At 66.1% G+C, this 22655-nt stretch carries 23 protein-coding genes; 3 read left to right on the plus strand and 20 right to left on the minus strand.

Translation table 11 applies throughout. From position 1 onward, the window contains the following. Nucleotides 1–63 precede the first annotated feature (63 nt). The 3 genes from earP (at nucleotide 64) to JYG32_RS08775 (ending at nucleotide 3595) form a co-directional block, all read left to right on the plus strand. Entirely contained in the window at nucleotides 64–1257 is a 1194-nt protein-coding gene (earP, locus tag JYG32_RS08765; protein WP_213265324.1) for an elongation factor P maturation arginine rhamnosyltransferase EarP, read from the plus strand. A 126-nt stretch (nucleotides 1258–1383) separates the two neighbouring features. Beyond that, nucleotides 1384–1941, plus strand: a complete 558-nt coding sequence (gene efp / locus JYG32_RS08770) for an elongation factor P (protein ID WP_174381908.1) — start codon at nucleotides 1384–1386, stop codon at nucleotides 1939–1941. Nucleotides 1942–2209: 268 nt separating this feature from the next. Beyond that, nucleotides 2210–3595, plus strand: a complete 1386-nt coding sequence (locus JYG32_RS08775; protein ID WP_213265325.1) for a sigma-54-dependent transcriptional regulator — start codon at nucleotides 2210–2212, stop codon at nucleotides 3593–3595. A gap of 188 nt (nucleotides 3596–3783) precedes the next feature. Here JYG32_RS08775 and nagZ read toward each other — a convergent pair whose 3' ends face one another. From nagZ to plsX, 20 genes are all read right to left on the minus strand, one after another. Further along, entirely contained in the window at nucleotides 3784–4812 is a 1029-nt protein-coding gene (gene nagZ, locus JYG32_RS08780; RefSeq protein ID WP_213265326.1) for a beta-N-acetylhexosaminidase, read from the minus strand. Nucleotides 4813–4828: 16 nt separating this feature from the next. After that, a complete protein-coding gene (gene acpS / locus JYG32_RS08785; RefSeq protein WP_174381905.1) occupies nucleotides 4829–5263 on the minus strand; it encodes a holo-ACP synthase in 435 nt (144 codons plus the stop codon). Nucleotides 5264–5335: 72 nt separating this feature from the next. Further along, the gene (gene pdxJ, locus JYG32_RS08790; RefSeq protein ID WP_213265327.1) at nucleotides 5336–6112 is read right to left on the minus strand and encodes a pyridoxine 5'-phosphate synthase; all 777 of its coding nucleotides are present in this window, start codon (nucleotides 6110–6112) and stop codon (nucleotides 5336–5338) included. Next, nucleotides 6109–6945 carry a DNA repair protein RecO gene (gene recO / locus JYG32_RS08795; protein WP_174381903.1) on the minus strand — a complete coding sequence of 279 codons (837 nt, stop codon included), beginning with the start codon at nucleotides 6943–6945 and terminating at the stop codon, nucleotides 6109–6111. Before recO ends, pdxJ begins: the two co-directional genes overlap by 4 nt. Next, complete coding sequence (era, locus tag JYG32_RS08800; RefSeq protein ID WP_096472811.1) at nucleotides 6932–7831, minus strand: GTPase Era; 900 nt, start codon at nucleotides 7829–7831, stop codon at nucleotides 6932–6934. The genes recO and era overlap by 14 nt, the downstream gene beginning before the upstream one ends. A 60-nt stretch (nucleotides 7832–7891) precedes the next feature. Beyond that, a complete protein-coding gene (gene rnc / locus JYG32_RS08805; protein ID WP_213265328.1) occupies nucleotides 7892–9121 on the minus strand; it encodes a ribonuclease III in 1230 nt (409 codons plus the stop codon). Between the two features lie 153 nt (nucleotides 9122–9274). Then, complete coding sequence (gene lepB, locus JYG32_RS08810) at nucleotides 9275–10168, minus strand: signal peptidase I (RefSeq protein ID WP_174381900.1); 894 nt, start codon at nucleotides 10166–10168, stop codon at nucleotides 9275–9277. A gap of 16 nt (nucleotides 10169–10184) precedes the next feature. Beyond that, nucleotides 10185–11978 carry a translation elongation factor 4 gene (gene lepA, locus JYG32_RS08815; protein ID WP_174381899.1) on the minus strand — a complete coding sequence of 598 codons (1794 nt, stop codon included), beginning with the start codon at nucleotides 11976–11978 and terminating at the stop codon, nucleotides 10185–10187. Between the two features lie 197 nt (nucleotides 11979–12175). Continuing rightward, nucleotides 12176–12412, minus strand: a complete 237-nt coding sequence (locus JYG32_RS08820) for a glutaredoxin family protein (protein ID WP_174381898.1) — start codon at nucleotides 12410–12412, stop codon at nucleotides 12176–12178. A 7-nt stretch (nucleotides 12413–12419) separates the two neighbouring features. Continuing rightward, nucleotides 12420–13922, minus strand: coding sequence for a DegQ family serine endoprotease (locus JYG32_RS08825; RefSeq protein WP_213265329.1), 1503 nt, complete (start codon nucleotides 13920–13922; stop codon nucleotides 12420–12422). 16 nt (nucleotides 13923–13938) lie between these two features. Continuing rightward, nucleotides 13939–14991, minus strand: a complete 1053-nt coding sequence (locus tag JYG32_RS08830) for a MucB/RseB C-terminal domain-containing protein (protein ID WP_174381896.1) — start codon at nucleotides 14989–14991, stop codon at nucleotides 13939–13941. 5 nt (nucleotides 14992–14996) lie between these two features. Further along, nucleotides 14997–15614: a sigma-E factor negative regulatory protein gene (locus JYG32_RS08835; protein ID WP_213265330.1), complete on the minus strand. Its 618-nt coding sequence runs from the start codon at nucleotides 15612–15614 to the stop codon at nucleotides 14997–14999. Nucleotides 15615–15700: 86 nt separating this feature from the next. Next, a complete protein-coding gene (gene rpoE, locus JYG32_RS08840) occupies nucleotides 15701–16300 on the minus strand; it encodes an RNA polymerase sigma factor RpoE (RefSeq protein ID WP_124599055.1) in 600 nt (199 codons plus the stop codon). Between the two features lie 91 nt (nucleotides 16301–16391). Continuing rightward, nucleotides 16392–16856, minus strand: a complete 465-nt coding sequence (locus tag JYG32_RS08845; protein ID WP_213265331.1) for a hypothetical protein — start codon at nucleotides 16854–16856, stop codon at nucleotides 16392–16394. 11 nt (nucleotides 16857–16867) lie between these two features. Further along, nucleotides 16868–18100: a beta-ketoacyl-ACP synthase II gene (fabF, locus tag JYG32_RS08850; protein WP_213265332.1), complete on the minus strand. Its 1233-nt coding sequence runs from the start codon at nucleotides 18098–18100 to the stop codon at nucleotides 16868–16870. Between the two features lie 164 nt (nucleotides 18101–18264). After that, nucleotides 18265–18504, minus strand: a complete 240-nt coding sequence (gene acpP, locus JYG32_RS08855; protein ID WP_004197638.1) for an acyl carrier protein — start codon at nucleotides 18502–18504, stop codon at nucleotides 18265–18267. Nucleotides 18505–18648: 144 nt separating this feature from the next. Further along, nucleotides 18649–19398, minus strand: a complete 750-nt coding sequence (gene fabG, locus JYG32_RS08860; protein WP_213265333.1) for a 3-oxoacyl-ACP reductase FabG — start codon at nucleotides 19396–19398, stop codon at nucleotides 18649–18651. A 36-nt stretch (nucleotides 19399–19434) separates the two neighbouring features. Then, a complete protein-coding gene (fabD, locus tag JYG32_RS08865) occupies nucleotides 19435–20367 on the minus strand; it encodes an ACP S-malonyltransferase (protein ID WP_213265334.1) in 933 nt (310 codons plus the stop codon). 83 nt (nucleotides 20368–20450) lie between these two features. Beyond that, on the minus strand, nucleotides 20451–21440 hold the full coding sequence (locus JYG32_RS08870; protein ID WP_174381669.1) for a beta-ketoacyl-ACP synthase III: 990 nt from the start codon (nucleotides 21438–21440) through the stop codon (nucleotides 20451–20453). Further along, on the minus strand, nucleotides 21441–22547 hold the full coding sequence (gene plsX, locus JYG32_RS08875; protein ID WP_122166856.1) for a phosphate acyltransferase PlsX: 1107 nt from the start codon (nucleotides 22545–22547) through the stop codon (nucleotides 21441–21443). Between the last annotated feature and the right edge of the window lie 108 nt (nucleotides 22548–22655).

Below are 22655 nucleotides of genomic sequence, written 5' to 3' on the forward strand. Positions count from 1 at the left end.
GCCTTGTAACGCGGGACGGGTCTATTAGAATCGCCAGTTTAGAGCATTCACCGCCCCGCTTCGATGCCACGCACCGCCCCTGCCCCCCAATCCGCCGCGCCGCTCGCACCGGGCGAACCGATCGCCTGCGACCTGTTCTGCACGGTGATCGACAATTTCGGCGACATCGGCGTGTGCTGGCGCGTCGCGCGCCAGCTCGTGCACGAGCACGGCTGGCAGGTTCGCCTGTTCGTCGACGACCTGCGCACGTTCGCGCGCCTGCTGCCGGGGGTCGATCCCGACGCCGGACGGCAGACGGTCGACGGCATCGTGATCGAGCACTGGCATGCGGAAGTCGGCGACGCGCTGGGGATCGCCGATGTCGTGATCGAGGCGTTCGCATGCGAGCTGCCCGGCGCGTATCTCGCCGCGATGGCGCGCCGCGCGCGCCGCCCGGTGTGGATCAACCTCGAATACCTGAGCGCCGAGGACTGGGTCGCCGATTTCCATTTGCGGCCGTCGCCGCATCCGCGCTACCCGCTGCTGAAGACGTTCTTCTTCCCGGGCCTGTCGGCCGGCACGGGCGGCGTCCTGAAGGAACACGACCTCGATGCGCGCCGCACTGCATTCGAAACCGACGCGGCCGCGCGCGCCGCGTGGTGGCAGCGCGCAACCGGCGGCGCGCCGCCGGCACCCGGCACGACGGTCGTCAGCCTGTTCGCCTACGAGAATCCGGCCGTCGACGCGCTGCTCGCGCAGTGGCGCGACGGCCCGTCGCCGGTCGTTGCGCTCGTGCCGGCCGGCCGCGTGTCGCCTGCCGTGGCGCGATTTTTCGGGGTCGAGTCGTTCGGCGCGGGTGCGCATGCGAGCAGCGGCAACCTGGTCGCACACGGGCTCGCGTTCGTCCCCCAGGACGACTACGATTCACTGCTGTGGGTTGCGGACATCAATTTCGTGCGCGGCGAGGATTCTTTCGTCCGTGCGCAGTGGGCGCGCAAGCCGTTCGTGTGGCACATCTACCCGCAGGCCGACGACGTGCACCTGCCGAAGCTCGACGCCGCGCTCGCGCACCTGTCGGCCGGCCTCGCCGACGCGCCGCGCGCGGCGCTCGAGCGGTTCTGGCATGCGTGGAACGGCGTCGGCACGCCCGACTGGGCCGATTTCCGCCAACACCGTGCCGCACTGGACGCCAACGCGGCCCGCTGGGCCGACGCGCTCGCGGCCGTCGGCGATCTCGCCGGAAAGCTGGCCGAATATGCAAAATCTCAGTTAAAATAAGCGGTTATCCGACGGCTCACCACGCAAGCGCTCGCTTTTGGCGTCCACCGGAACGCACCGCTTGCGCCGTCAGCCCTCGCGCAACGCTCAGGCACCTATTTATTTGATTTGATCAGGACAGTTTTTATGAAGACCGCACAAGAACTCCGCGTAGGCAACGTCGTGCAGATCGGCAGCGACGCTTGGGTCATCTCGAAGACGGAATACAACAAGTCGGGCCGTAACGCCGCCGTCGTCAAGATGAAGATGAAGAACCTGCTGACCAACGCAGGCCAGGAATCGGTCTACAAGGCCGACGACAAGTTCGACGTCGTCGTGCTCGACCGCAAGGAAGTGACGTACTCGTACTTCGCCGATCCGATGTACGTGTTCATGGACGCCGACTACAACCAGTTCGAAGTCGAAGCCGAAATGATGGGCGAAGCGCTGAACTACCTCGAAGACGGCATGGCGTGCGAAGTCGTGTTCTACAACGAGAAGGCGATCTCGGTCGAACTGCCGACGATCCTCGTTCGCGAGATCACCTACACGGAGCCGGCCGTCAAGGGCGACACGTCGTCGGGCAAGGTGCTGAAGAACGCCAAGCTCGCAACGGGCTTCGAACTGCAGGTGCCGCTGTTCTGCAGCACCGGCGACAAGATCGAAATCGATACGCGTACGAACGAATACCGCAGCCGCGCGTAATCGCCAGCGATACCCGCATCGAACAAAGCGCCCTTCGGGGCGCTTTTTGTTTGCCTGTCGCCAACAGCGACCGCAAACCAGTGCCATATCAAGCACAAAATCCACCGGTAAAGATATTCAATTTGTATCATCGGTAACTGTTTTATAGCGCCGGAGAAATAATGCGCGTTACGCGTTCGGCGGGGCATAAAATCGGTTTTTAATCTGACATGCGACTGCGGCTCCGATGGCCGACAGCCCGCCTCTCTTGACTCGACTCGCGTCCACCATGCCACACGCCCTGATTGTCGAAGACGATCCGAACAGTCTCTCCGGCCTCACCGCGCTGCTCGCCGCAGACGGCTTCTCGGTCGACACGGCCACGTCGCTCGCCGAAGCGCGCACGGCGCTCGGCCGCTCGATTCCCGATGTCGTCCTCGTCGACCTGAACCTGCCGGACGGCAGCGGGTTCGACCTGCTCCAGCACCTGCCGCAGCAACAGCCGAACGGCTCGCTGCCCGTCATCGTGCTGACGGGCAATGCGACGGTCGAGAGCGCAATCGAGGGCCTGCGCCACGGTATCTGGGACTACCTGCTGAAGCCGATCAACATTCCGCGCCTGCGCAGCCTGCTCGCGCGGATCCCCCGCCCGTACGAACTGATCGACGAAGTGCAGTCGCTGCGTGCATCGCTGCGCCATCTCGGCCGCTTCGGCGCGCTGGTCGGTCGCAGCGACGCGATGCAGCACGTGTACGACATGATCGAGCACAACGCGCGCACCGAAACGGCCGTGCTGTTCGCGGGCGAGGCCGGTACCGGCAAGAAGCTGGCCGCGCGCACGCTGCACGAACTGAGCCGCCGCCGCAAAGGGCCGTTCGTGTCGTTCGACTGCCGCACGATCGCGCAGGCCGGCCGGCACGGCGCATCGCTCGACAGCGTGCTGTTCGGCCATGAGCGCGGCGCGTTCGACGGCGCCGAGCGCCGCGAATCGGGCCTGTTCGAACAGGCCGGCGGCGGCACGCTGTTCCTCGACGAGATCACCGCGCTGCCGCTCGTGCTGCAGGAAGCGCTGCTGCATGCGCTCGATTCGCAGAACTTCATGCGGATCGGCGGTACGAGCGCGATCACGAGCGACTTCCGGCTGATCGCGACCACGCGCCGCCCGGCGCGCGAAGCGGTCGCGAACGGCACGCTGCGCGAGGATCTGTGGCTGCGCCTCGATGCGGCATCGATCACGATGCCGCCGCTGCGCGAGCGCGACGGCGACGCACTCGCGATCGCGGACGCGCTGATCGACGAACTGAACCGCGAAGCACGCGCAACCGGCCGCAGCACCACCGACAAGCGTGCCGCGCCGGGCTTCGTGCGCGAATGCGTGTCCTACGAATGGCCCGGCAACGTGCGCGAGCTGCAGGAGCGCGTGCGCTTCGCGTACGACGCATCGGGCGACTTCATCGAGACGCTGCGCGCGGGCGAGGCCAGCTTCGCCGCCGGCGCCGCGCTGAACGGCAGCAGCGTGCAGATCAAGGTCGGCACGCCGCTGGCCGACGTCGAGGATCTGCTGATCCGCGCGACGCTCGACGCGGTCGGCGGCACGCGCCATCGCGCAGCAACGCTGCTCGGCATCAGCCCGAAGACGCTGTACAACAAGCTGCAGCGGATGAAGGTGAACTGAGCGGGCGGCGATGCATGCGGGCGCTGGCAGGATTTGACCGTTAGTTGCATCACAAGGTCGCCGCGCCGGCATGCCTGATTTCCGCCGCAGTCCAGTTCACGCCTGCCGCACCGGATGTAAAAAGCCGCGCTATTGCGCGGCTTTTTGTTTCAGCAACCGGAATGGCGCGATACCGCGCCCTTCCCCGCTTACGCCAGTGCGCTGCTCAACAGCGCCTGCGCCTGCAGATACTCGGGCTGCACGATCAGCTTGTCCCACTTGAGCGCCTTGCCGCGCGCGCGCATCCGCTTGATGCGCCGCACCGACTCGGCCGATGCCTGCGCCTTCAGCCCGTTCAGCACGACCTCGGCCGCGTCCGGCTGGTTGCAGACCAGCACCATGTCGCACCCGGCGGCGAGCGCGGCTTCGGCCGCCTGCGTGAGCGTGCCGCCTTCGCGAGCGGCCTCCATCGACAGGTCGTCGCTGAAGATCGCGCCCGTGAAGCCGAGCCGACCGCGCAGGACGTCCTGCAGCCACACGCGCGAGAAACCGGCCGGCCGCTTGTCGACCTGCGTGTAGATCACGTGCGCGGGAATCACCGCTGACAGCGACAAGCCGAGCCAGTCATACGGCGCGACGTCCTGCTTGAGGATCGCGTCGAGCGTGCGATCGTCGGTCGGCAGCGCGACGTGCGAATCGGCCTCCGCGAAGCCGTGCCCCGGAAAATGCTTGCCGCAGTTCGCCATGCCGGCAAGCGACAGCCCGTGGTTCAGGCTCTTCGCGAGCAGCGTGACGACGCGCGGGTCGCGATGGAATGCGCGATCGCCGATCACTTTCGAGTGCCCGTAGTCGAGGTCGAGCACGGGCGTGAAGCTCATGTCGATCCCGCACGCGCGCAACTCGGCGGCCAGGATGTAGCCGACGGCGGTTGCGACCTTCGTCGCGAGCAGCACGTCGCGATCCCACAGCTCGCCGAGGCGGCGCATCGCGGGCAGCACCGTGAAGCCGTCGGTGCGGAAACGCTGCACGCGCCCGCCTTCGTGATCGACGGCGATCAGGATGTCTTCGCGCACGGCGCGGATCGAGTCGGTCAGCGCGGTCAGTTGCGCGCGATTCTGGAAGTGCCGCGCGAACAGGATCACGCCGCCGGTGTTCGGATGCGCGAGGCGTCGCGCATCGTCGCGCGACAGGGCCGTGCCGACGACGTCGAGCATGACCGGGCCGGGAGTCGTTTTCATCGAATCGGGAATTCCGTCAGGAGGGGGTTCGGGAAACAGGTGCAGGGGCCGGCGCGGCGTCCGTCTCGGCAATCACGAACGACACCGCATAGTCGCGTTCGTCGCTGACCGTCACGCGTGCCGTGATGCCGCGCGCGGCAAGCCAGTCGGCCAGCTCGCCCGACGCCACCACGTACGGCTCGCCGCTCGGGTGGTTGAGGGTCTGCAATGCACGCCACGTCATCGGCCAGTGCATGCCGAGCCCGATCGCCTTCGAGAACGCTTCCTTCGCGGAAAAGCGCGTCGCGAGAAACGCGATGCCGCGCGCCTCGGAGCGTGCGCGGCGCGCATGGAACACGCGCAGCTCGTCGGGGCCCAGCACCTTCTCGGCAAACCGGCCGCCCGTGCGCTCGAGCACGGCCGCGACGCGGCTCACCTGGGCAATGTCGGTACCGATGCCGTAGATTGCCATGTCAGTACGCGCCGGGGCGCCCCGGCGGGGCCGGGTGGCGAACGACGCGCGCGGCGCGATGCAATTTCATCTTCAGCGCGCGCCGCCATGCAGCGCGGCGACGCGCGCGGCGACCATGATCGCCTTCATCTCGCGCACCGCGTTGTCCCAGCCCGCGAAGATCGCGTGCGCGACGATCGCGTGGCCGATGTTCAGCTCGACGATGCCGTCGATCGCGGCGATCTGCTGCACGTTCGTGTAATGCAGACCGTGCCCCGCGTTGACCTTCAGGCCGAGCTGCGCGCCAGCCCGCACACCCGCGACGATGCGCTCGTATTCGCGCTGCTGCGCGGCTTCGTCGTGCGCCTCGGCGTAGCGACCCGTATGCAGCTCGATCACCGGCGCGCCCGCTTCGTGCGCGGCGCGGATCTGCGTTTCGTCCGGATCGATGAACAGCGACACGCGCACGCCCGCGTCGGCAAGCTGCTTGCACGCTGCGCGCACGGCCTCGAAGTGGCCGGCGACATCGAGGCCGCCTTCGGTCGTCAATTCCTCGCGCTTCTCGGGCACGAGGCACGCGTCGTGCGGCCGCACTTCGCACGCGATGTCGAGCATCTCGGCCGTCACCGCGCATTCGAGGTTCATGCGCGTCTTCAGCAGCGGGCGCAGCTTGCGCACGTCCGCGTCGACGATGTGGCGGCGATCCTCGCGCAGGTGCAGCGTGATCGCGTCCGCACCGGCCTCTTCGGCGGCGAGCGCCGCGCGGATCGGATCGGGATAGGTCGTGCCGCGTACATTGCGCAGCGTCGCGACGTGGTCGATGTTCACGCCGAGGTCGATGGCGGTGGGCGTTGTCAGGAAGAAGCTCATAGGTTTTGCAGGTCGATCAGGATCTGGCGCGTGGCAAGCGGCGTACCGCCGAGATAGGTGTTCAGCAGGAAGCGCATCAGCGTCTTGCTTTGCGCAACCGTCTGGGCTCGATGGTAATCGTCCTGCTCCATGTCGAGCAACGTCTGCCCGGCGATGACCGGCCAGTGCGACGGCACATCGTCGTCCGCATCGCGCACGCCGCGCTCGGGATCGAACACGTACCGGCGGTCGGGCTCGACCGCACGACGCGCGACCGTGCGGTTCAGCGCCATCGCGTAGCCGGTCTCGCGCAGCAGCACGCGCTCGAACGAGCGCAGCACCTGCACCGCGGGTTCGCCGTGCGCGAGGCGCGTGAGGGTCAGCACATAGTGATTGAAAAGCGGCGGCTGGGGATCTTCGCGCGCGCAGAATTTCACGAGCAGCTCGTTCGCGTAGAAGCCGCACAGCAGCCCGTCGCCGCCGAGCGGCAGCATCCCGCCGACCCACTCGGCGCCCGTCAGCGTGCGCACCTCGGATTTGCCCGACCAGGACAGCAGCAGCGGCTGGAATGTCTGCAGCACGCCGCGCAGTGCGGAGTGCGGGCGCTTCGCACCCTTCGCGACGAGCGCGAGCCGGCCATGATCGCGCGTCAGCACGTCGACGATCAGGCTCGTTTCGCGATACGGATAGCTGTGCAGCACGAACGCCGGCTGCTCGGCGACGCGGAAATCGGACGTGCGAGACGTCGCGCGCCGCGCCTTGCGCGGCGGTTCGGGCGGTGCCGGCAGCGGCGCGTCGTTCGCGCCGGCCGTCACCGCGTCTTCAGTCGACGTCAGCGCGTCATTCGTACCCATAGGCGCGCAGCCCCGCCTCGTTGTCGGCCCAGCCGCTCTTCACCTTCACGAAGGTCTCGAGGTACACGGGGCCGTCGAACAGCTTCTCCATGTCCATCCGCGCCTCGGTGCTGATCTGCTTGAGCTTCTCGCCCTTCTTGCCGATCACCATCGCCTTGTGCGTATCGCGTTCGACGAGGATCGTCGCGAAGATGCGCTTCAGGCGCCCCTCCTCCTCGAACTTGTCGATGATGACGGTGCTCGTGTATGGCAGTTCGTCGCCGGTCCAGCGGAACACCTTTTCGCGCAGGATCTCGGCCGCGAGGAAGCGCGAGCTGCGATCGGTGAGTTCATCCTCGCCGTAGATCGGCTCGCCTTCCGGCAGGTACGGCTTGATCGTCTCCAGCAGGCGCTTGATGTCTTCCGGCCGCTGCGCCGACAGCGGCACGAGTTCGGCGAATTCGCGCAGCGTGCTCATCTGCTGCATGAACGGGAACAGCGTCGCCTTGTCGGTCACGCGATCGACCTTGTTCGTGATCAGCAGCGTCGGCATGCCGGGCGGGATCAGGTCGAGCACCTTCTGGTCGTCGGGCCCGAAGCGGCCCGCTTCGATCACGAACAGGATCACGTCGACCGACGTCAGCGTCGACGTGACCGCGCGGTTCAGCGAACGGTTCAGCGCGGTGCTGTGACGGGTCTGGAAGCCCGGCGTGTCGACGAACACGAATTGCGCGTCGTCGAACGTGTTGATGCCGGTGATGCGATGGCGGGTCGTCTGCGCCTTGCGCGACGTGATGCTGATCTTCTGGCCGACGAGTGCGTTCATCAACGTCGACTTGCCGACGTTCGGGCGGCCCACGATCGCGATCATGCCGCAACGGAAACCGGTAGGAGCGGGAGTGTTCATATCGTTTGGGAGACAGGTTCGGAAACGGCCGCGCGGCGCGCGGCACGATCGATGGGCAATTCAGTGGTCGGCATCGGCCACGCGCGCCTGCGTGACAGCGAGGCTCGCGCCGCCCGGCGGCGTATCGGAATCGGGCGCCGCGGCATCGCGTGCGCGCACGGTCGCGCGCGCCGCGGGGTCGGAACCGGCGGAAGGCTTGTCGGTCGACGGCGCCGGATCGTCTGCGTGACCGGCCGGCTTGTCGGCTGCGCGCGGCGCGGCTTCCACGAGCTTATCCGCAACTTTGTCGGTGCGCTCGCCCGGCTTCTCGGCAACCTTGTCGGTCGCCGGCTTCGCCGCCCGCTCGCTCTTGTCAGCAGCCGTCTCGACGTGCGCCGCACGAATCGCGGCCATCGGTGCCGCAGCCGGCTCCGCGCCGGCGCCAGCGCCGGTCGCAGCGGTTACCGCAGGCACCACACCGGCCGCCTTCGCCTCGCGCGCCGCCGCACGTTCCTTGCGCTCCGGCGAGCGCAGGTCGAGCGCTTCCTGCACGCCCTTCACGCCCGGCACGATTTCGGGTTCGACATGCTTCGACCCGCGCGCGTTTTTCGAGCGCTTCGGCTTCGCGGCGAGCATCGGCGCGGCCGCGATCACCTCGTCGAGCGCCTTCTTCGCCGCTGCCTGCTCGGCCGCGCGCCGGCTCGCACCGGAGCCCGATACCTTCACGTCCAGCTTCGGCACCGTGCATTCGACTTCGAATTGCTGATTGTGCGCCGCACCATGCGTCGCGACGACCGTGTAGGTCGGCAGCGCGATCTTGTGCCCCTGCAGGTATTCCTGCAGCAGCGTCTTCGCGTCCTTGCCGAGCGTACGCGGATCGATGTGGTCGAGAATCGGAATGTAGAGGCGCTTGATGACCCCTTGGGCGGCTTCGAAGCCGCCATCGAGGAACACGGCCCCGATGATGGCTTCGAACGCGTCCGCGAGGATCGACGGGCGGCGGAAACCACCGCTGCGCAGTTCGCCCTCGCCCAGCCGCAGCCCGTCCGAGATATTCAGGGCCTGAGCAATTTCGTACAGCGACTGCTGTTTGACGAGATTGGCGCGTACGCGCGACAGATCGCCTTCGTCCAGCTTGCTGAAACGCTGGAACAAAAGGGCGGCCACCGCGCAATTCAGAACGGAGTCGCCGAGAAACTCGAGCCGTTCGTTGTGCGTGGCACTGTGACTGCGATGGGTCAAAGCCTGGCGCAACAATTCCGCATTGCGAAATTCGTAGCGCAGCCGGCTTTCCAACTGGGATAGGGGCATGTGCAGGAGTATAACGCGGGCGCCGGTCGGGCCGAAACGGCACGGCCGGACACGAAAAGGCGTGACGAGGCGGTGTTACCGCCGGTTCTTAAAGTAGTTCGGCAATACGCGACGCGGCCCGTGCATCGCGTATTGCGTGTGAGTCGAATGCGATCAGTTGAAGGAACCGATGCGCTTCAGGTCGCTGAAGTTCATCCAGATGAAGAACGCGCGGCCGACGATGTTCTGGTCCGGCACGAACCCCCAGTAGCGGCTGTCCGCGCTGTTGTCGCGGTTGTCGCCCATCATGAAGTAGTGACCGGGCGGCACCTTGCAGATCACGCCGCGGCTGTTGTACGTGCAGTTGTCGCGATACGGATAGTCGTATGCGCCCATCACGAACGGCGGCACCGCGGGGTTGTTGAGGATCGCGTTCTTCCTGTTGCCGATCGTCTCCTCGAACTGCTTCGCGTAATTCTGGCGCTCGTCGTCGAAGAAATCGGGCAGCGGCGCTTCGGGCACCGGCTGGCCGTTGATCGTGAGCTGCTTGTCCTGGTACGCGACCGTGTCGCCCGGCAGGCCGATCACGCGCTTGATGTAGTCGACCGACTCGTCCTTCGGATAACGGAACACGACGACATCGCCGCGCGACAGCGGGCTGCCCTGCGTGATCTTCGTGTTCGTGATCGGCAGGCGCAGCCCGTACTCGAACTTGTTGACGAGGATGAAATCGCCGACGAGCAGCGTCGGCACCATCGAGCCCGACGGAATCTTGAACGGCTCGACGATGAACGAACGCACGACGAACACCGCCAGGATCACCGGGAAGAAGCTCGCCGTGTACTCGAGCCACCACGGCTGGCGCAGCTTCTCGTCGCGCAGCTTCGAACGCGTCTGCACGGCGTTTTCGTCCGCGAAACGCTTGTCGATGCGCGACTGCTGACGATCGAACTCATCGATCGCCGAGTCGGCCGCCATGCGTCGCCGCGGCAGGAACACCAGTTTGTCCAGCACCCACGCTACGCCCGTCACGACGACGAGCACAAAAAGAATCAGCGCAAAATTCATAAAAGGAACAGTCCTGTTATTTGTCTTCGACGCGCAAGATCGCAAGGAACGCTTCCTGCGGGATCTCGACCGAACCCACTTGCTTCATGCGTTTCTTGCCTGCTTTCTGCTTTTCGAGCAGCTTCTTCTTGCGCGTGATGTCGCCGCCATAACACTTCGCCAGCACGTTCTTGCGCAGTGCCTTGATGTTCTCGCGAGCGATGATGTGCGCGCCGATCGTAGCCTGGATCGCCACGTCGTACATCTGGCGCGGAATGATCTCGCGCATCTTCGACGCCACTTCGCGGCCGCGATACTGCGATTGCGACCGGTGGACGATCACCGACAGCGCATCGACCTTGTCGCCGTTGATCAGCATGTCGACCTTCACGACGTCCGCCGACCGGTATTCCTTGAACTCGTAGTCCATCGACGCGTAACCGCGCGACACCGACTTCAGGCGGTCGAAGAAATCGAGCACGATCTCGGCCATCGGGATTTCATAGGTCAGCTGCACCTGGCGACCGTGATACTGCATGTTGATCTGCGAGCCGCGCTTCTGCGTACACAGCGTGATCACCGAGCCGACGTAGTCCTGCGGCATGTAGAGATTCACCGTGACGATCGGCTCGCGGATCTCCTCGATCTTCGGCGGTTCCGGCATCTTCGCGGGATTCTCGACCATCACGATCGAGCCGTCGCTCATCAGGACCTCGTAGACCACGGTCGGTGCCGTGGTAATGAGGTCCATGTCGAATTCACGTTCGAGACGCTCCTGCACGATCTCCATGTGCAGGAGACCCAGGAAGCCGCACCGGAACCCGAAGCCGAGCGCCTGCGACACTTCCGGCTCGTACTGCAGCGACGCATCGTTGAGCTTCAGCTTCTCGAGCGATTCGCGCAGCGCGTCGTACTGGTTCGCTTCCACCGGATAGAGCCCGGCGAACACCTGCGGCTTCACTTCCTTGAAGCCCGGCAACGCTTCCGCCGCCGGCTTGGCCGTATGCGTGACGGTATCGCCGACCTTCGCGGCCGTCAGTTCCTTGATGCCGGCGATGATGAAGCCCACCTGCCCCGCCGACAGCGAGTCGAGATTGCGCGACTTCGGCGTGAACACACCGACGTGCTCGACCGGATACTGCGCGCCGGTCGCCATCATCTTGATCTTGTCCTTCGGGCGCAGCGTGCCGTTGACGATGCGCACGAGCATCACGACGCCGACGTAGTTGTCGAACCACGAATCGATGATGAGCGCCTGCAGCGGCGCGTCGGGATCGCCCTTCGGCGGCGGCACCTTCGCGATCAGCGCCTCGAGCACGTCTTCGACGCCGAGGCCCGTCTTCGCGCTGCAGCGCGTCGCGTCGGTCGCGTCGATGCCGATCACGTCCTCGATCTCCTCGATCGCGTTCTCGGGGTTCGCGGCCGGCAGGTCGATCTTGTTCAGCACCGGCACGACCTCGACGCCGAGCTCGATCGCCGTGTAGCAGTTCGCGACCGTCTGCGCCTCGACGCCCTGGCTCGCGTCGACGACCAGCAGCGCGCCTTCGCACGCGGACAGCGAACGGCTGACCTCGTACGAGAAGTCGACGTGCCCCGGCGTGTCGATCAGGTTCAGGTTGTAGACCTCGCCGTCGCGCGCGCGATAGGACAGCGCGGCTGTCTGCGCCTTGATCGTGATGCCGCGCTCGCGCTCGATATCCATCGAGTCGAGCACCTGCGCTTCCATTTCACGGTCGGCGAGACCGCCGCAGACCTGGATGATGCGATCCGCGAGCGTCGACTTGCCATGGTCGATGTGAGCGATGATCGAGAAATTGCGAATATGATCCATTCAGTGCCGATCAAGCGAAAAAGGCGCGCTCGACGACTGCGGAGCACGCCTTGTAAGTCGGTGAAAAAACAGCCTATTTTAGCCGAAAAGGCCTTCGCCGGGCGGTATTTCGGACGCCGGGCCGCGCGACGCCCGGCCGGGGGCGCCCGCCGGGCGAAGCCCCGCACGAAGCGACGCTCGCCTGCGACAGGCCGGGCTCAGTGCCGGGCCGCGAGCGCGTCGCGCACCCTCGCGTCGTCGAACCGGTGGCGGCATACTTCCGCGCCGTCCAGCAGCAGCACCGGCACGTCCTCGTCGTAGCGGGCAACGAGCGCCGCATCGGTGTCGATGTCGACATAGTCGACCGCGACGCCGAACTCGGCCGCCACCGGCGCCAGTGCGTCACGCATGTCGTCGCACAGGTGGCACCAGCCGCGGCCGTAGAGCGTGAACATCGGCGCGTTACTTCTGGCGCGGCCGCACGGGCACGAACTGCGTGTTGTCGCCGCGCCGCACGAGCACCGCGACCGCCTTCTGCGGATCGAGCTGCGCGGTCACTTCGGCGAACTGCTTCGCGTTCGTGATATCGGTGTCGCCGACGCGCAGCACGATGTCGCCACGCTGCAGGCCCGCACGGGCGGCCGGACCGTCGACGCCGTCGATCTGCACGCCGCCCTTCAGCTTCAGCGTCTTCATCTGATCCGCCGTCAGGTCGCTGACCGTCAGACCGAGCGAATTGGTCTGGCGCGGCTTCTGCGGCGCGTTCTTGCGCTGCTCTGCCTTGACCGTCGACTCGACCGGCGTCTCCGCGATCGTGATCGGCAGATCGCGCGCCTGACCCTTGCGCCACACGCTGACGGTCGCCTTCGTGCCGGGCTTCGTATCGCCGACCATGCGCGGCAGGTCCGTCGCCGTATCGACCGGACGGCCGTTGAACTTCAGGATAATGTCGCCCGGCTGGATGCCCGCCTTGTCGGCCGGGCCGCCCGGCTCGACGCTGCTGACGAGCGCGCCCTCGGCCTTCGGCAGCCCGATCGAGTCGGCCACGTCCTTCGTCACCTCGCCGATCGCCACCGCGATCCGGCCGCGCGTGACCTTGCCCGTCGCCTTCAACTGGTCGGCCACGCGCATCGCCTCGTCGATCGGAATCGCGAACGAAATGCCCATGAAGCCGCCGGTACGGCTGTAGATCTGCGAGTTGATGCCGATCACCTCGCCCTGCATGTTGATCAGCGGGCCGCCCGAGTTGCCGGGGTTCACGGCGACGTCGGTCTGGATGAACGGCAGATAATCGCCCGTGTTGCGGCTCTTCGAGCTGACGATGCCGGCCGTCACCGTGTTGTCGAGACCGAACGGCGAACCGATCGCGACGACCCACTCGCCGACGCGTACCTTGTTCGAGTCGCCGATCGCGACGACAGGCAGGTTCGACGCCTGGATCTTGACGACCGCGACGTCCGTGCGATCGTCGACGCCGATCAGCTTCGCCTTGAATTCGCGCTTGTCGGTCAGCGTCACGTAGATGGTGTCCGCATCGTCGACGACGTGCGCATTGGTCATCACGTAACCGTCGGCCGACACGATGAAGCCCGAGCCGACACCGCGGTTCTGCTCGGTATCGGGCGGATTGTCCGGCGCCGGCGCATTCTTCGGGTTGCCGTTGCCATTGCCGCCACCGTTGCCGGGCGCCTGCGGCAGCGGAATGCCGAAGAAGCGCCGGAAGAATTCCGACATGTCGCCGTTGTCGAAGCCCGGCGGGAGCATCCCGCGCGGGCCGCTGCTCGTCGGCACGTTGGCGGTGGTCCGGATGTTCACGACGGCCGGCCCGACCTTTTCGACCAGATCGGCAAAGTCGGGCAGACTGGCAGCGGGTGCCGTCACCGCGACCGCGGTATGCGGCATGAGCGGCAGGCAGGCAGACAGCGCCGCCGCCGCGAGCCATTTGCGCAGCGTGAGTTTCATCATGTCGGAAGCCGTAGCGTTACTTGGAAGCCTTGTATTCTATGGCAGACGCGAACTGCTGCAACGTTGCCGGCGGCACTTCGCCGAGCACGGTAATCCAGTAGTCGCCGCGACGCTTCACGAGAACGTGCGTCGCACCGGTGCTGCCCGCGCCTTCCTTGCGCGTATTCTTCTCGGCCGGCTCGATGAAAACGGAGATCGTCGCGAGACCGTCGGTGAAGACGGCCTGATCGACCGGGATCGGCGGATCGCCTGCGTCGCGCGCAGCCATCGGCCGGCGCACTTCGCGGATCTTCTGGAAGCCGGCGACGCTTGGCGCGAGCTGCCAGCCCTGCGCTTCCATGTCGACCGTCGCGACCGGCGGGCGCACGACGGTCCAGCCGCTCAGGTTACGCATGCCGGCCGCGATCGCGGCCTTGTCGCCGCTTGCACCGCCCGTCTGCAATTGCGAGAACGCAATTTGTTCGAGCACGTGATCGTTCGCATCGAGCGTCTGCGAACGCAGCAGCAGCCCGGTGCGCGCGTCGGCCCAAAGCTTGTACGTGAACCGGTAGGCATCCTTCGGCACGAGCTCGACGACCTGCGCGTCGATCCCGGCCACGCGGTCCTTGCCGAGCGACTTCGCGTCGTAGACGGACATCACGTGGTCGCCGCTCGCGCCGAGCAGCGCGGGGAACGAGTCGCGCGTCTGGCGGCGCTCGACCACGCACAGCTTGCGCTCGGGCACGAACGTGTACAGCTCGTCGTTATGCCGCAGCAGCTTGCGCGGCTTGCCGTCGAGCGTCTCGATCCGCTCGAACTCGCCGTCGCGGGACGCGACGTGCGCGATGCGCGACGACTGGACATACCCGCCGCGCTGGTAGACGAACGTACCCTCGTAGCTCTGCTGCTGCGCCGCCTGCTGGACGCGGTCGAGCCAGTCCGCGGCGCCCTTGCGGGTCGCGACGGGATCGTCCGGTTGCTGGGCGCTGGCAGGAAGGGATTGAACGGACAACAGGGCGGCTGCGCAAAGCAGGAGGGCCGGCAGCCGCTTCCATCCGGAGATGGCGTGATTCAACTGCAATGTCCGCATCGGGTTTATTGGCCTGGCGTGGTGGTCACGGCAGCGCGGATCAGCGGCATCGAGCCCGTGACGACGGGCTGCTGCGCGAATTGCTGGTGCGCTTCAAGGTATTGGTCGAGGCTGGCGTCGCGAATGATGTTGACGTCCTGCAGCCCCGGCTGGGCCGACGCCTGCGCGACCGTCACGCGCTGCAGGTTGCCGCTTTGCGGCGCACCGGCCGACGCGACCTGGACGGCGCCCGGCGTGCCGGCCGTCTGCAGTTGCGGGACGACGATCCACGTCAGCGTGGCCGCCGCGGCCGCCACCGCGAACGCGGGCACGACGCGCCGGCGCAGCGACAGCAGCTTGCGCGCGACCGGCGCGGTTGCCGGCGCGAGCAGGTGCGGCTCGCTTTCGAGCGCGGCCGACATGCGCGCGGTGAACGCGACGCTCAGCGCGGGCGACAACGCGAGCTCGTCCGAGCGCAGCGCATCGCCGATCAGGTGGTATTGGGCCCACGCAGCGCGATCCGCGCGGTTGAGCTCAGCCAGAAACTGCCCGTGATCCGGGCCATCGAACATTTCTCCGTCGACCAGCGCGGAAAGGCGCTCGCCGCGCGAGCACGCCTGCGACTGCGTATTGACCGACCCCATGATGCTCCCCATCTTGCACACCCCGTCGTGACTTCACGACTCTATCCGTAACTAGACCCCGACCCGCGTCGTTTCGCCTGTCGCGCTTACCAGCGCTTGCCTTCGGGCGTATCGAGCAGCGGACGCAATTTAGCAGCGATTGCCTCACGTGCACGGAAGATCCGCGACCGGACCGTCCCGATCGGACAGCCCATCATTTCCGCGATCTCTTCGTAGCTCAGGCCCTCGATCTCGCGCAGCGTAATCGCCTGGCGCAGTTCTTCGGGCAGGAGAGCCATTGCAGCGTTGACCGTCTCGGCAATCTGCTTGCTCATCAACATCGACTCAGGCGTGTTGATATCCCTTAGTTGGTCTGCGTCGGAGAAAGTTTCCGCTTCCTCAGCATCGGCCTCGGTCGAGGTCGGCGCCCGGCGGCCTTGCGTCGCAAGGTAGTTCTTCGCCGTGTTGACGGCAATCCGGTACAACCACGTATAGAACGCCGATTCGCCGCGGAATTGCGGCAGCGCACGATACGCCTTGATGAACGCGTCCTGGGCCACATCCTCGACCTCGGCGGGATCCCGCACGAGGCGCGAGATCAGCCGTATGATCTTGCGGTGGTATTTGGAGACCAGGAGTTCGAACGCTGCCTTGTCGCCCTTCTGTACGCGCTCGACCAGAACCTGATCAATTTCTTTTTCACTCACCTGACAAATCCATTAACTAGGGATGCAACGCGGAGCGTTATTGTAGCGTTCCCGCGCCGGCCGCTGGTTACGGTCGGTAACCGCGCCGCCGTCATGCCCGCCCCGCCGCGCCCGCGGTTCTCGCCAGCACGGACAGCGCGCTGAACGACGCGGCGTCGAGCGCATCGACCGGAATCAGCAGCGGCCGTGCCCGCCGGGCGCCCTGCCCGACCGACAGCACGAGCAGCAGGCTGCTCCAGTGCGCATGGCCCGTCACGCGGCCGCGGGCCAGCAGCCGCCCGGTGCGACCAAACGCCGCAATTTCCCCGAATGCGTCGATCTGCAACTCGGCCGGCAGCCGGCGGGCACAGGCCCGCGCGGCGCATACGGCCAGCAGCGCGGCCGTCGCGGCCGACACGCATGCGCCGGCGGCAGCGCCCGCGCGCGGCGCCCAGAACAGGTACGCCGACGCGGCAGCCGACGCGACGAACGCGGCCAGCACGACATACGACACGGCCGAGGCCCGCAACGCAAAGCGCTGCGGACGCCCGGCCGGAGCATCGAATGGACTCGTCAAGCGATTCAGCGTCAAACGCGCTTGAACACCAGCGTGCCGTTGGTACCGCCGAAGCCGAAGTTGTTCTTCACGGCCACGTCGATCTTCATGTCACGCGCGGTGTTCGCGCAGTAATCGAGATCGCACTCGGGGTCCTGGTTGAAGATGTTGATGGTCGGCGGCGACACATTGTTGTGCAGCGCCAGCACTGTGAACACCGACTCGAGGCCGCCCGCGCCACCCAGCAGGTGGCCCGTCATCGACTTCGTCGAGTTCACGACGAGCTTGTACGCGTGCTCGCCGAAGGCCGCCTTCACCGCGTCGGACTCGTTCTTGTCGCCCAGCGGCGTCGACGTGCCGTGCGCGTTCAGGTACTGGACCTCGTCCACGTTCACGCCGGCGTCGCGCAGTGCCGCAACCATGCAGCGGCGCGGGCCGTCCATGTTCGGTGCGGTCATGTGGTACGCATCGCCGGTCATGCCGAAGCCCGAGACTTCCGCGTAGATCTTCGCACCGCGTGCCTTCGCCGCCTCGTACTCCTCGAGCACCATCACGCCGGCGCCCTCGCCCAGCACGAAGCCGTCGCGGTCCTTGTCCCACGGACGGGACGCGGTGGCCGGATCGTCGTTGCGGGTCGACAGCGCACGCGCTGCCGCGAAACCGCCGATGCCGAGCGGTGACACCGTCGATTCGGCGCCGCCCGCGACCATTACGTCGGCGTCGCCGGCCTGGATCAGGCGTGCCGCGAGACCGATGCTGTGCAGGCCGGTCGTGCAGGCCGTCACGGCCGCGAGGTTCGGGCCCTTCAGGCCGAACATGATGCTCAGGTGACCCGAGATCATGTTGATGATCGAACCCGGCACGAAGAACGGCGAAATCCGGCGCGCGCCGCGATCGACGTAGGTCTGGTGCGTATCTTCGATCATCGGCAGGCCGCCGATGCCGGAACCGACCAGCACGCCGATGCGTTCCGCATTGGCTTCGTTCACTTCCAGCCCGCTGTCCTTGACGGCCTGGATGCCGGCGGCGATGCCGTAATGGATGAACGTATCCATGTTGCGGGCTTCCTTCGCCGGGATGTACTCCTCGGCGCTGAAACCCTTCACCTCGCCCGCGAAATGCACGGCGAGGTTCGACGGATCGAACTTCGTGACGGTGGCGATGCCGGACTTGCCGGCGACGAGATTGGCCCAGCCGTCGGCAACACTATTGCCAACAGGCGAAATCAGCCCCAGGCCTGTAACGACAACACGACGGCGGCTCACGGTAACCTCTTTTCCATTATTGGATGACAAAAACAAAAGCCACAATGGCCACAGGAACCAGACCTGCGAGCCCTGTGGCTGTTAGTCCGTCCGGCGCGAAGCCGGCAGGATGGCGCGTCAATCGCGAAGATCGCGGCGACGTGGCGGATAAGCGCGAAAGGCGCTTACGCCTTGACGTTTGCGCGAGCGTAGTCGATCGCTTGCTGAACGGTCGTGATCTTCTCTGCTTCTTCGTCCGGAATTTCCATGCCGAACTCGTCTTCGAGAGCCATCACCAGTTCGACCGTGTCGAGCGAGTCGGCGCCCAGGTCGTTCACGAACGAAGCTTCGTTCTTGATCTCGGCTTCCGCGACGCCCAGTTGTTCAGCGACGATCTTCTTGACACGTTGTTCGATGTTGTCCATTACCCCTCCGAGGGAAAGTTCAGATTTACAAGTGCGCGCATTTTATCAGGTTTGCTGACGCCAAAACGCGCGTTGGCTTGATGGTCGATCAAGCGCCGGTCCGCCTGAAAAACGGGATACGGCGCGGATGGTAAACGAAAACCGTTAAGACATGTACATGCCGCCGTTCACGTGCAGCGTCGTGCCGGTGATGTAACCGGCCTGCGGCGATGCGAGGAACGCGACGGCATGGGCGATGTCTTCCGGGCTGCCGAGGCGGCCGAGCGGAATCTGGGTCTTGAGCGCGGCCTGCTGCTCTTCCGGCAGCGTCTTCGTCATGTCGGTGTCGATGAAGCCCGGCGCAACGCAGTTCACGGTGATGCCGCGGCTGCCGATTTCGCGCGCGAGCGCACGCGTCATGCCCGCAACGCCGGCCTTCGCGGCCGCGTAGTTGACCTGACCCGGGTTGCCGGCCGAGCCGACCACCGACGTGATGTTGATGATACGGCCGCCACGCGCCTTCATCATCGGGCGCAGCACCGCGCGCGACAGGCGGAACACCGACTTCAGGTTGGTGTCGATCACCGCGTCCCAGTCCTCGTCCTTCATCCGCATCGCGAGCTGGTCCTGCGTGATGCCCGCGTTGTTGACGAGCACGTTCAGCGCGCCGAATTCCTTCACGGTCGCATCGATCAGCGCCTCGGCGGCCGCCGCGTCGTTGACGTTCAGCACCGCACCGCGGCCCGTGGCGCCCGCTTCCGCGAACGCCGCGGTGATCGCGGAAGCGCCCGATTCGCTCGTCGCCGTGCCGATCACCGTCGCGCCCAGGCGCGCGAGTTCGAGCGCGATCGACCGGCCGATGCCGCGCGACGCGCCGGTCACGATCGCGACCTGTTTATCGAGAGTCTTTTCCATGAATCGAATATCCGTCTCTTGAGAAAAGGCGCCGCGTCAGGCGGTCACCAGCTTGAGCGCTTCGTCGAGCGACGCCGGATCGAACACCGACGCACCCGTCAGGTTGCCGTCGATGCGCTTCGTCAGGCCGGCGAGCACCTTGCCCGGACCGCATTCGATCACGTGCGTGGCGCCCGTGCCGGCGATGTGCTGCACGCACTCGACCCAGCGCACCGGGCCTGCGGCCTGGCGCACCAGCGCGTCCTTGATCGCGGCCGGATCGCTGACCACGGCGACGTCGATGTTGTTGACGACCGAAATCTGCGGCGCCTTCACGTCGACGTTCGCGAGATAGTCGCGCAGCTGGTCCGATGCCGGCTTGAGCAGCGACGAATGGAACGGTGCCGAAACGGGCAGCGGCAGCGCGCGCTTCGCGCCCTTCGCCTTCGCGATTTCACAGGCCTTCTCGACGGCCGCCTTCGCGCCCGCGATCACGACCTGCGCCGGCGCGTTGAAGTTCACCGCCTCCACGACGCCCTCGCTCGATGCTTCCGCGCACACCGCGCGCACCGTATCGTCGTCGAGGCCCAGGATCGCGGCCATGCCGCCCTGGCCGACCGGCACGGCCGTCTGCATCGCCTGCGCGCGGAAGCGCACGAGCGGCACCGCGTCCTTGAACGCGAGCGCGCCCGCCGCGACGAGCGCCGTGTATTCGCCGAGGCTGTGGCCCGCGACGATCGACGGCGCCGGGCCGCCTGCCTGCTGCCACGCGCGGTAGCACGCGTATGCGGCCGTCAGCATCACGGGCTGCGTGTTGGTGGTCAGATTCAGCTCTTCGGCCGGACCTTCGGCGATCAGCTTGCCGAGGTCCTGATTGAGTGCATCGGACGCTTCCTGGAGCGTCTCGCGCACGACGGCCAGGTCGGCGAATGCATTGAGCATGCCGACTGCCTGCGAGCCCTGCCCCGGAAAAACGAATGCAAATTTCATATCGTCCCCAATTGAATCGATTCGGACGGCGCGCACGAACGGCGCGCCGGTGAGATCCGCGCGCAGCAGTCGCGCGCCGCGGATCAGAAGCGGAAGACCGACGCGCCCCAGGTGAAGCCGCCGCCGACACCTTCGATCAGCACGTGCTGGCCGCGCTGGATGCGACCGTCGCGCACCGCGGTGTCGAGCGCCAGCGGGATCGACGCGGCCGACGTGTTGCCGTGCTGGTCGACCGTCACGACCATGCGTTCCTGCGGCAGGCCGAGCTTGCGGCAGGTGCTGGTCATGATGCGGATGTTGGCCTGGTGCGGAATCAGCCAGTCGATTTGTTCGGGCGCGAGATTCGCCTTCGCGAGCGCCTCGATCGCTACCTTCTCGAGCACGTTGACCGCGAGCTTGAACACTGCCTGCCCGTCCATGTAGAGGAACGCGCTGCCCTCGATCACGCCGCGATTCACGTTGCCCGGCGTGCAGAGGATGTGCGAATAGCTGCCGTCCGCGTGCAGCGCGCTGCCGAGCACGCCCGGCTCTTCCGACGCGGACAGGATCACCGCGCCCGCGCCGTCGCCGAACAGCACGCAGGTCGTACGGTCCTTGAAGTCGAGGATGCGCGAGAACGTCTCCGCGCCGACGACCAGCGCCGTGCGATGCTGGCCGCTGCGGATGAAGCTGTCGGCCGTCGCCATCGCATACGCAAAACCCGAACACACGGCCTGCACGTCGAATGCCGCGCCGCCGTTCTTGATGCCGAGCTTGTTCTGGAGCAGGCACGCGGTGCTCGGGAACACGAAATCGGGGGTCGAAGTCGCGACGATGATCAGGTCGATCGACTGCGGATCGATACCGGCCGCTTCGATCGCACGACGCGACGCCTCGAGCGCGAGATCGCTCGTGGTGACGTCCGGTGCGGCGAAATGGCGCGCATGGATACCCGTACGCGCAACGATCCATTCATCGCTCGTCTCGATGCCTTCCTTCGCGAGACGATCGGTCAACTGCTGGTTCGTGACGCGGTCGGGCGGCAGATAGCTGCCCGTGCCGAGCACGCGGGAATAGAGAGTCGATTGGGCCATTTATGCTTTAGAGGATTGCGCAGCGGAAGGTTCAGCGTGATGGCCTGCGGCCGGGCTTGCATGGCCCGCGCCGCCCGCGTCGTGTTCGCCGTCGCCGAGCGACACCGAATTGTCCGCCATCGCGCGCGCGAGGCGCTCCAGCACGCCGTTTTTGACGGCATCATACCCCCGTTTGATCGCCCACTCAAACGCATAGGCATCGGCCGAACCGTGGCTCTTGATCACGAGGCTCTTCAGCCCCAGCAGCGCCGCGCCATTGTACTGGCGGTGGTCGACGCGCTTCTTGAAACGCATCAGGACAGGCAGCGCGAGCAGCGCCATCAGCTTCGACATCAGCGAACGGCCGAACTCCTCGCGGATGATGTCGGACAGCATCTGCGCGAGCCCCTCGGACGTCTTCAGCGCGACGTTGCCGACGAAGCCGTCGCACACGATCACGTCGACGGTGCCCTTGTAGATGTCGTTGCCTTCCACGTTGCCGCGGAAATTCAGCGTGCTGGCGCGCAGCAGCTCGCCTGCGCGCTTGATCGTCTCGTTGCCCTTGATGACCTCTTCGCCGATGTTCAGCAGGCCGATCGTCGGCCGCTCCTTGCCTTCGAGCGCGGCCACGAGCGCGTGCCCCATCTCCGCGAACTGCAGCAGGTGCTGCGGTTCGCAGTCGACGTTCGCGCCGAGGTCCAGCATCATCGTGTAGCCGGTCGGGTTCGGCAGCGCGAACGCGATCGCGGGCCGCTCGATGCCGGGCAGCGTCTTGAGTACGTAACGGGAAACGGCCATCAGCGCGCCGGTATTGCCGGCGGAGATGCAGGCCTGCGCCGCGCCTTCCTTGACGTGGTTGAGCGCGACGCGCATCGAAGAATCCTTCTTCTTGCGCAGCGCCACTTCGACAGGGTCGTCCATCGCCACGACTTCGGTGGCGGGCACGATGGTCAGCGCGGGATCGTCGAGGGCTTTCAGCTTCTTGAGCTGAGCGCGGATCGCGCTTTCGATGCCGACGAGCATCAGGTGCGCATCGGGATGCGCGCGAACGAACTTGACTGCCGCGGGAACGGTCACGGACGGGCCGTGGTCGCCTCCCATGCAATCGATTGTGAGCTTTACGGTCATGGAATGCGACGAATTTCAGGCACAAAAAAGCGGCAGTTGAATGCCGCCTTTTTGTTGCGCCAGGAAAGTGTCAAGCGAACCAGTTGTCACGCGAACGGCGAACGTAGC

Source organism: Burkholderia pyrrocinia (assembly GCF_018417535.1).
GTDB lineage: Bacteria > Pseudomonadota > Gammaproteobacteria > Burkholderiales > Burkholderiaceae > Burkholderia > Burkholderia pyrrocinia_E.

Excerpts from the sequence above, each read along its gene's own strand:
- earP (WP_213265324.1), top strand. The coding sequence starts at position 64 with ATGCCACGCACCGCCCCTGCCCCCCAATCCGCCGCGCCGCTCGCACCG.
- efp (WP_174381908.1), top strand. The coding sequence starts at position 1,384 with ATGAAGACCGCACAAGAACTCCGCGTAGGCAACGTCGTGCAGATCGGC.
- JYG32_RS08775 (WP_213265325.1), top strand. The coding sequence starts at position 2,210 with ATGCCACACGCCCTGATTGTCGAAGACGATCCGAACAGTCTCTCCGGC.
- nagZ (WP_213265326.1), bottom strand. The coding sequence starts at position 4,812 with ATGAAAACGACTCCCGGCCCGGTCATGCTCGACGTCGTCGGCACGGCC.
- acpS (WP_174381905.1), bottom strand. The coding sequence starts at position 5,263 with ATGGCAATCTACGGCATCGGTACCGACATTGCCCAGGTGAGCCGCGTC.
- pdxJ (WP_213265327.1), bottom strand. The coding sequence starts at position 6,112 with ATGAGCTTCTTCCTGACAACGCCCACCGCCATCGACCTCGGCGTGAAC.
- recO (WP_174381903.1), bottom strand. The coding sequence starts at position 6,945 with ATGGGTACGAATGACGCGCTGACGTCGACTGAAGACGCGGTGACGGCC.
- era (WP_096472811.1), bottom strand. The coding sequence starts at position 7,831 with ATGAACACTCCCGCTCCTACCGGTTTCCGTTGCGGCATGATCGCGATC.
- rnc (WP_213265328.1), bottom strand. The coding sequence starts at position 9,121 with ATGCCCCTATCCCAGTTGGAAAGCCGGCTGCGCTACGAATTTCGCAAT.
- lepB (WP_174381900.1), bottom strand. The coding sequence starts at position 10,168 with ATGAATTTTGCGCTGATTCTTTTTGTGCTCGTCGTCGTGACGGGCGTA.
- lepA (WP_174381899.1), bottom strand. The coding sequence starts at position 11,978 with ATGGATCATATTCGCAATTTCTCGATCATCGCTCACATCGACCATGGC.
- JYG32_RS08820 (WP_174381898.1), bottom strand. The coding sequence starts at position 12,412 with ATGTTCACGCTCTACGGCCGCGGCTGGTGCCACCTGTGCGACGACATG.
- JYG32_RS08825 (WP_213265329.1), bottom strand. The coding sequence starts at position 13,922 with ATGATGAAACTCACGCTGCGCAAATGGCTCGCGGCGGCGGCGCTGTCT.
- JYG32_RS08830 (WP_174381896.1), bottom strand. The coding sequence starts at position 14,991 with ATGCGGACATTGCAGTTGAATCACGCCATCTCCGGATGGAAGCGGCTG.
- JYG32_RS08835 (WP_213265330.1), bottom strand. The coding sequence starts at position 15,614 with ATGGGGTCGGTCAATACGCAGTCGCAGGCGTGCTCGCGCGGCGAGCGC.
- acpP (WP_004197638.1), bottom strand. The coding sequence starts at position 18,504 with ATGGACAACATCGAACAACGTGTCAAGAAGATCGTCGCTGAACAACTG.
- fabG (WP_213265333.1), bottom strand. The coding sequence starts at position 19,398 with ATGGAAAAGACTCTCGATAAACAGGTCGCGATCGTGACCGGCGCGTCG.
- fabD (WP_213265334.1), bottom strand. The coding sequence starts at position 20,367 with ATGAAATTTGCATTCGTTTTTCCGGGGCAGGGCTCGCAGGCAGTCGGC.
- JYG32_RS08870 (WP_174381669.1), bottom strand. The coding sequence starts at position 21,440 with ATGGCCCAATCGACTCTCTATTCCCGCGTGCTCGGCACGGGCAGCTAT.
- plsX (WP_122166856.1), bottom strand. The coding sequence starts at position 22,547 with ATGACCGTAAAGCTCACAATCGATTGCATGGGAGGCGACCACGGCCCG.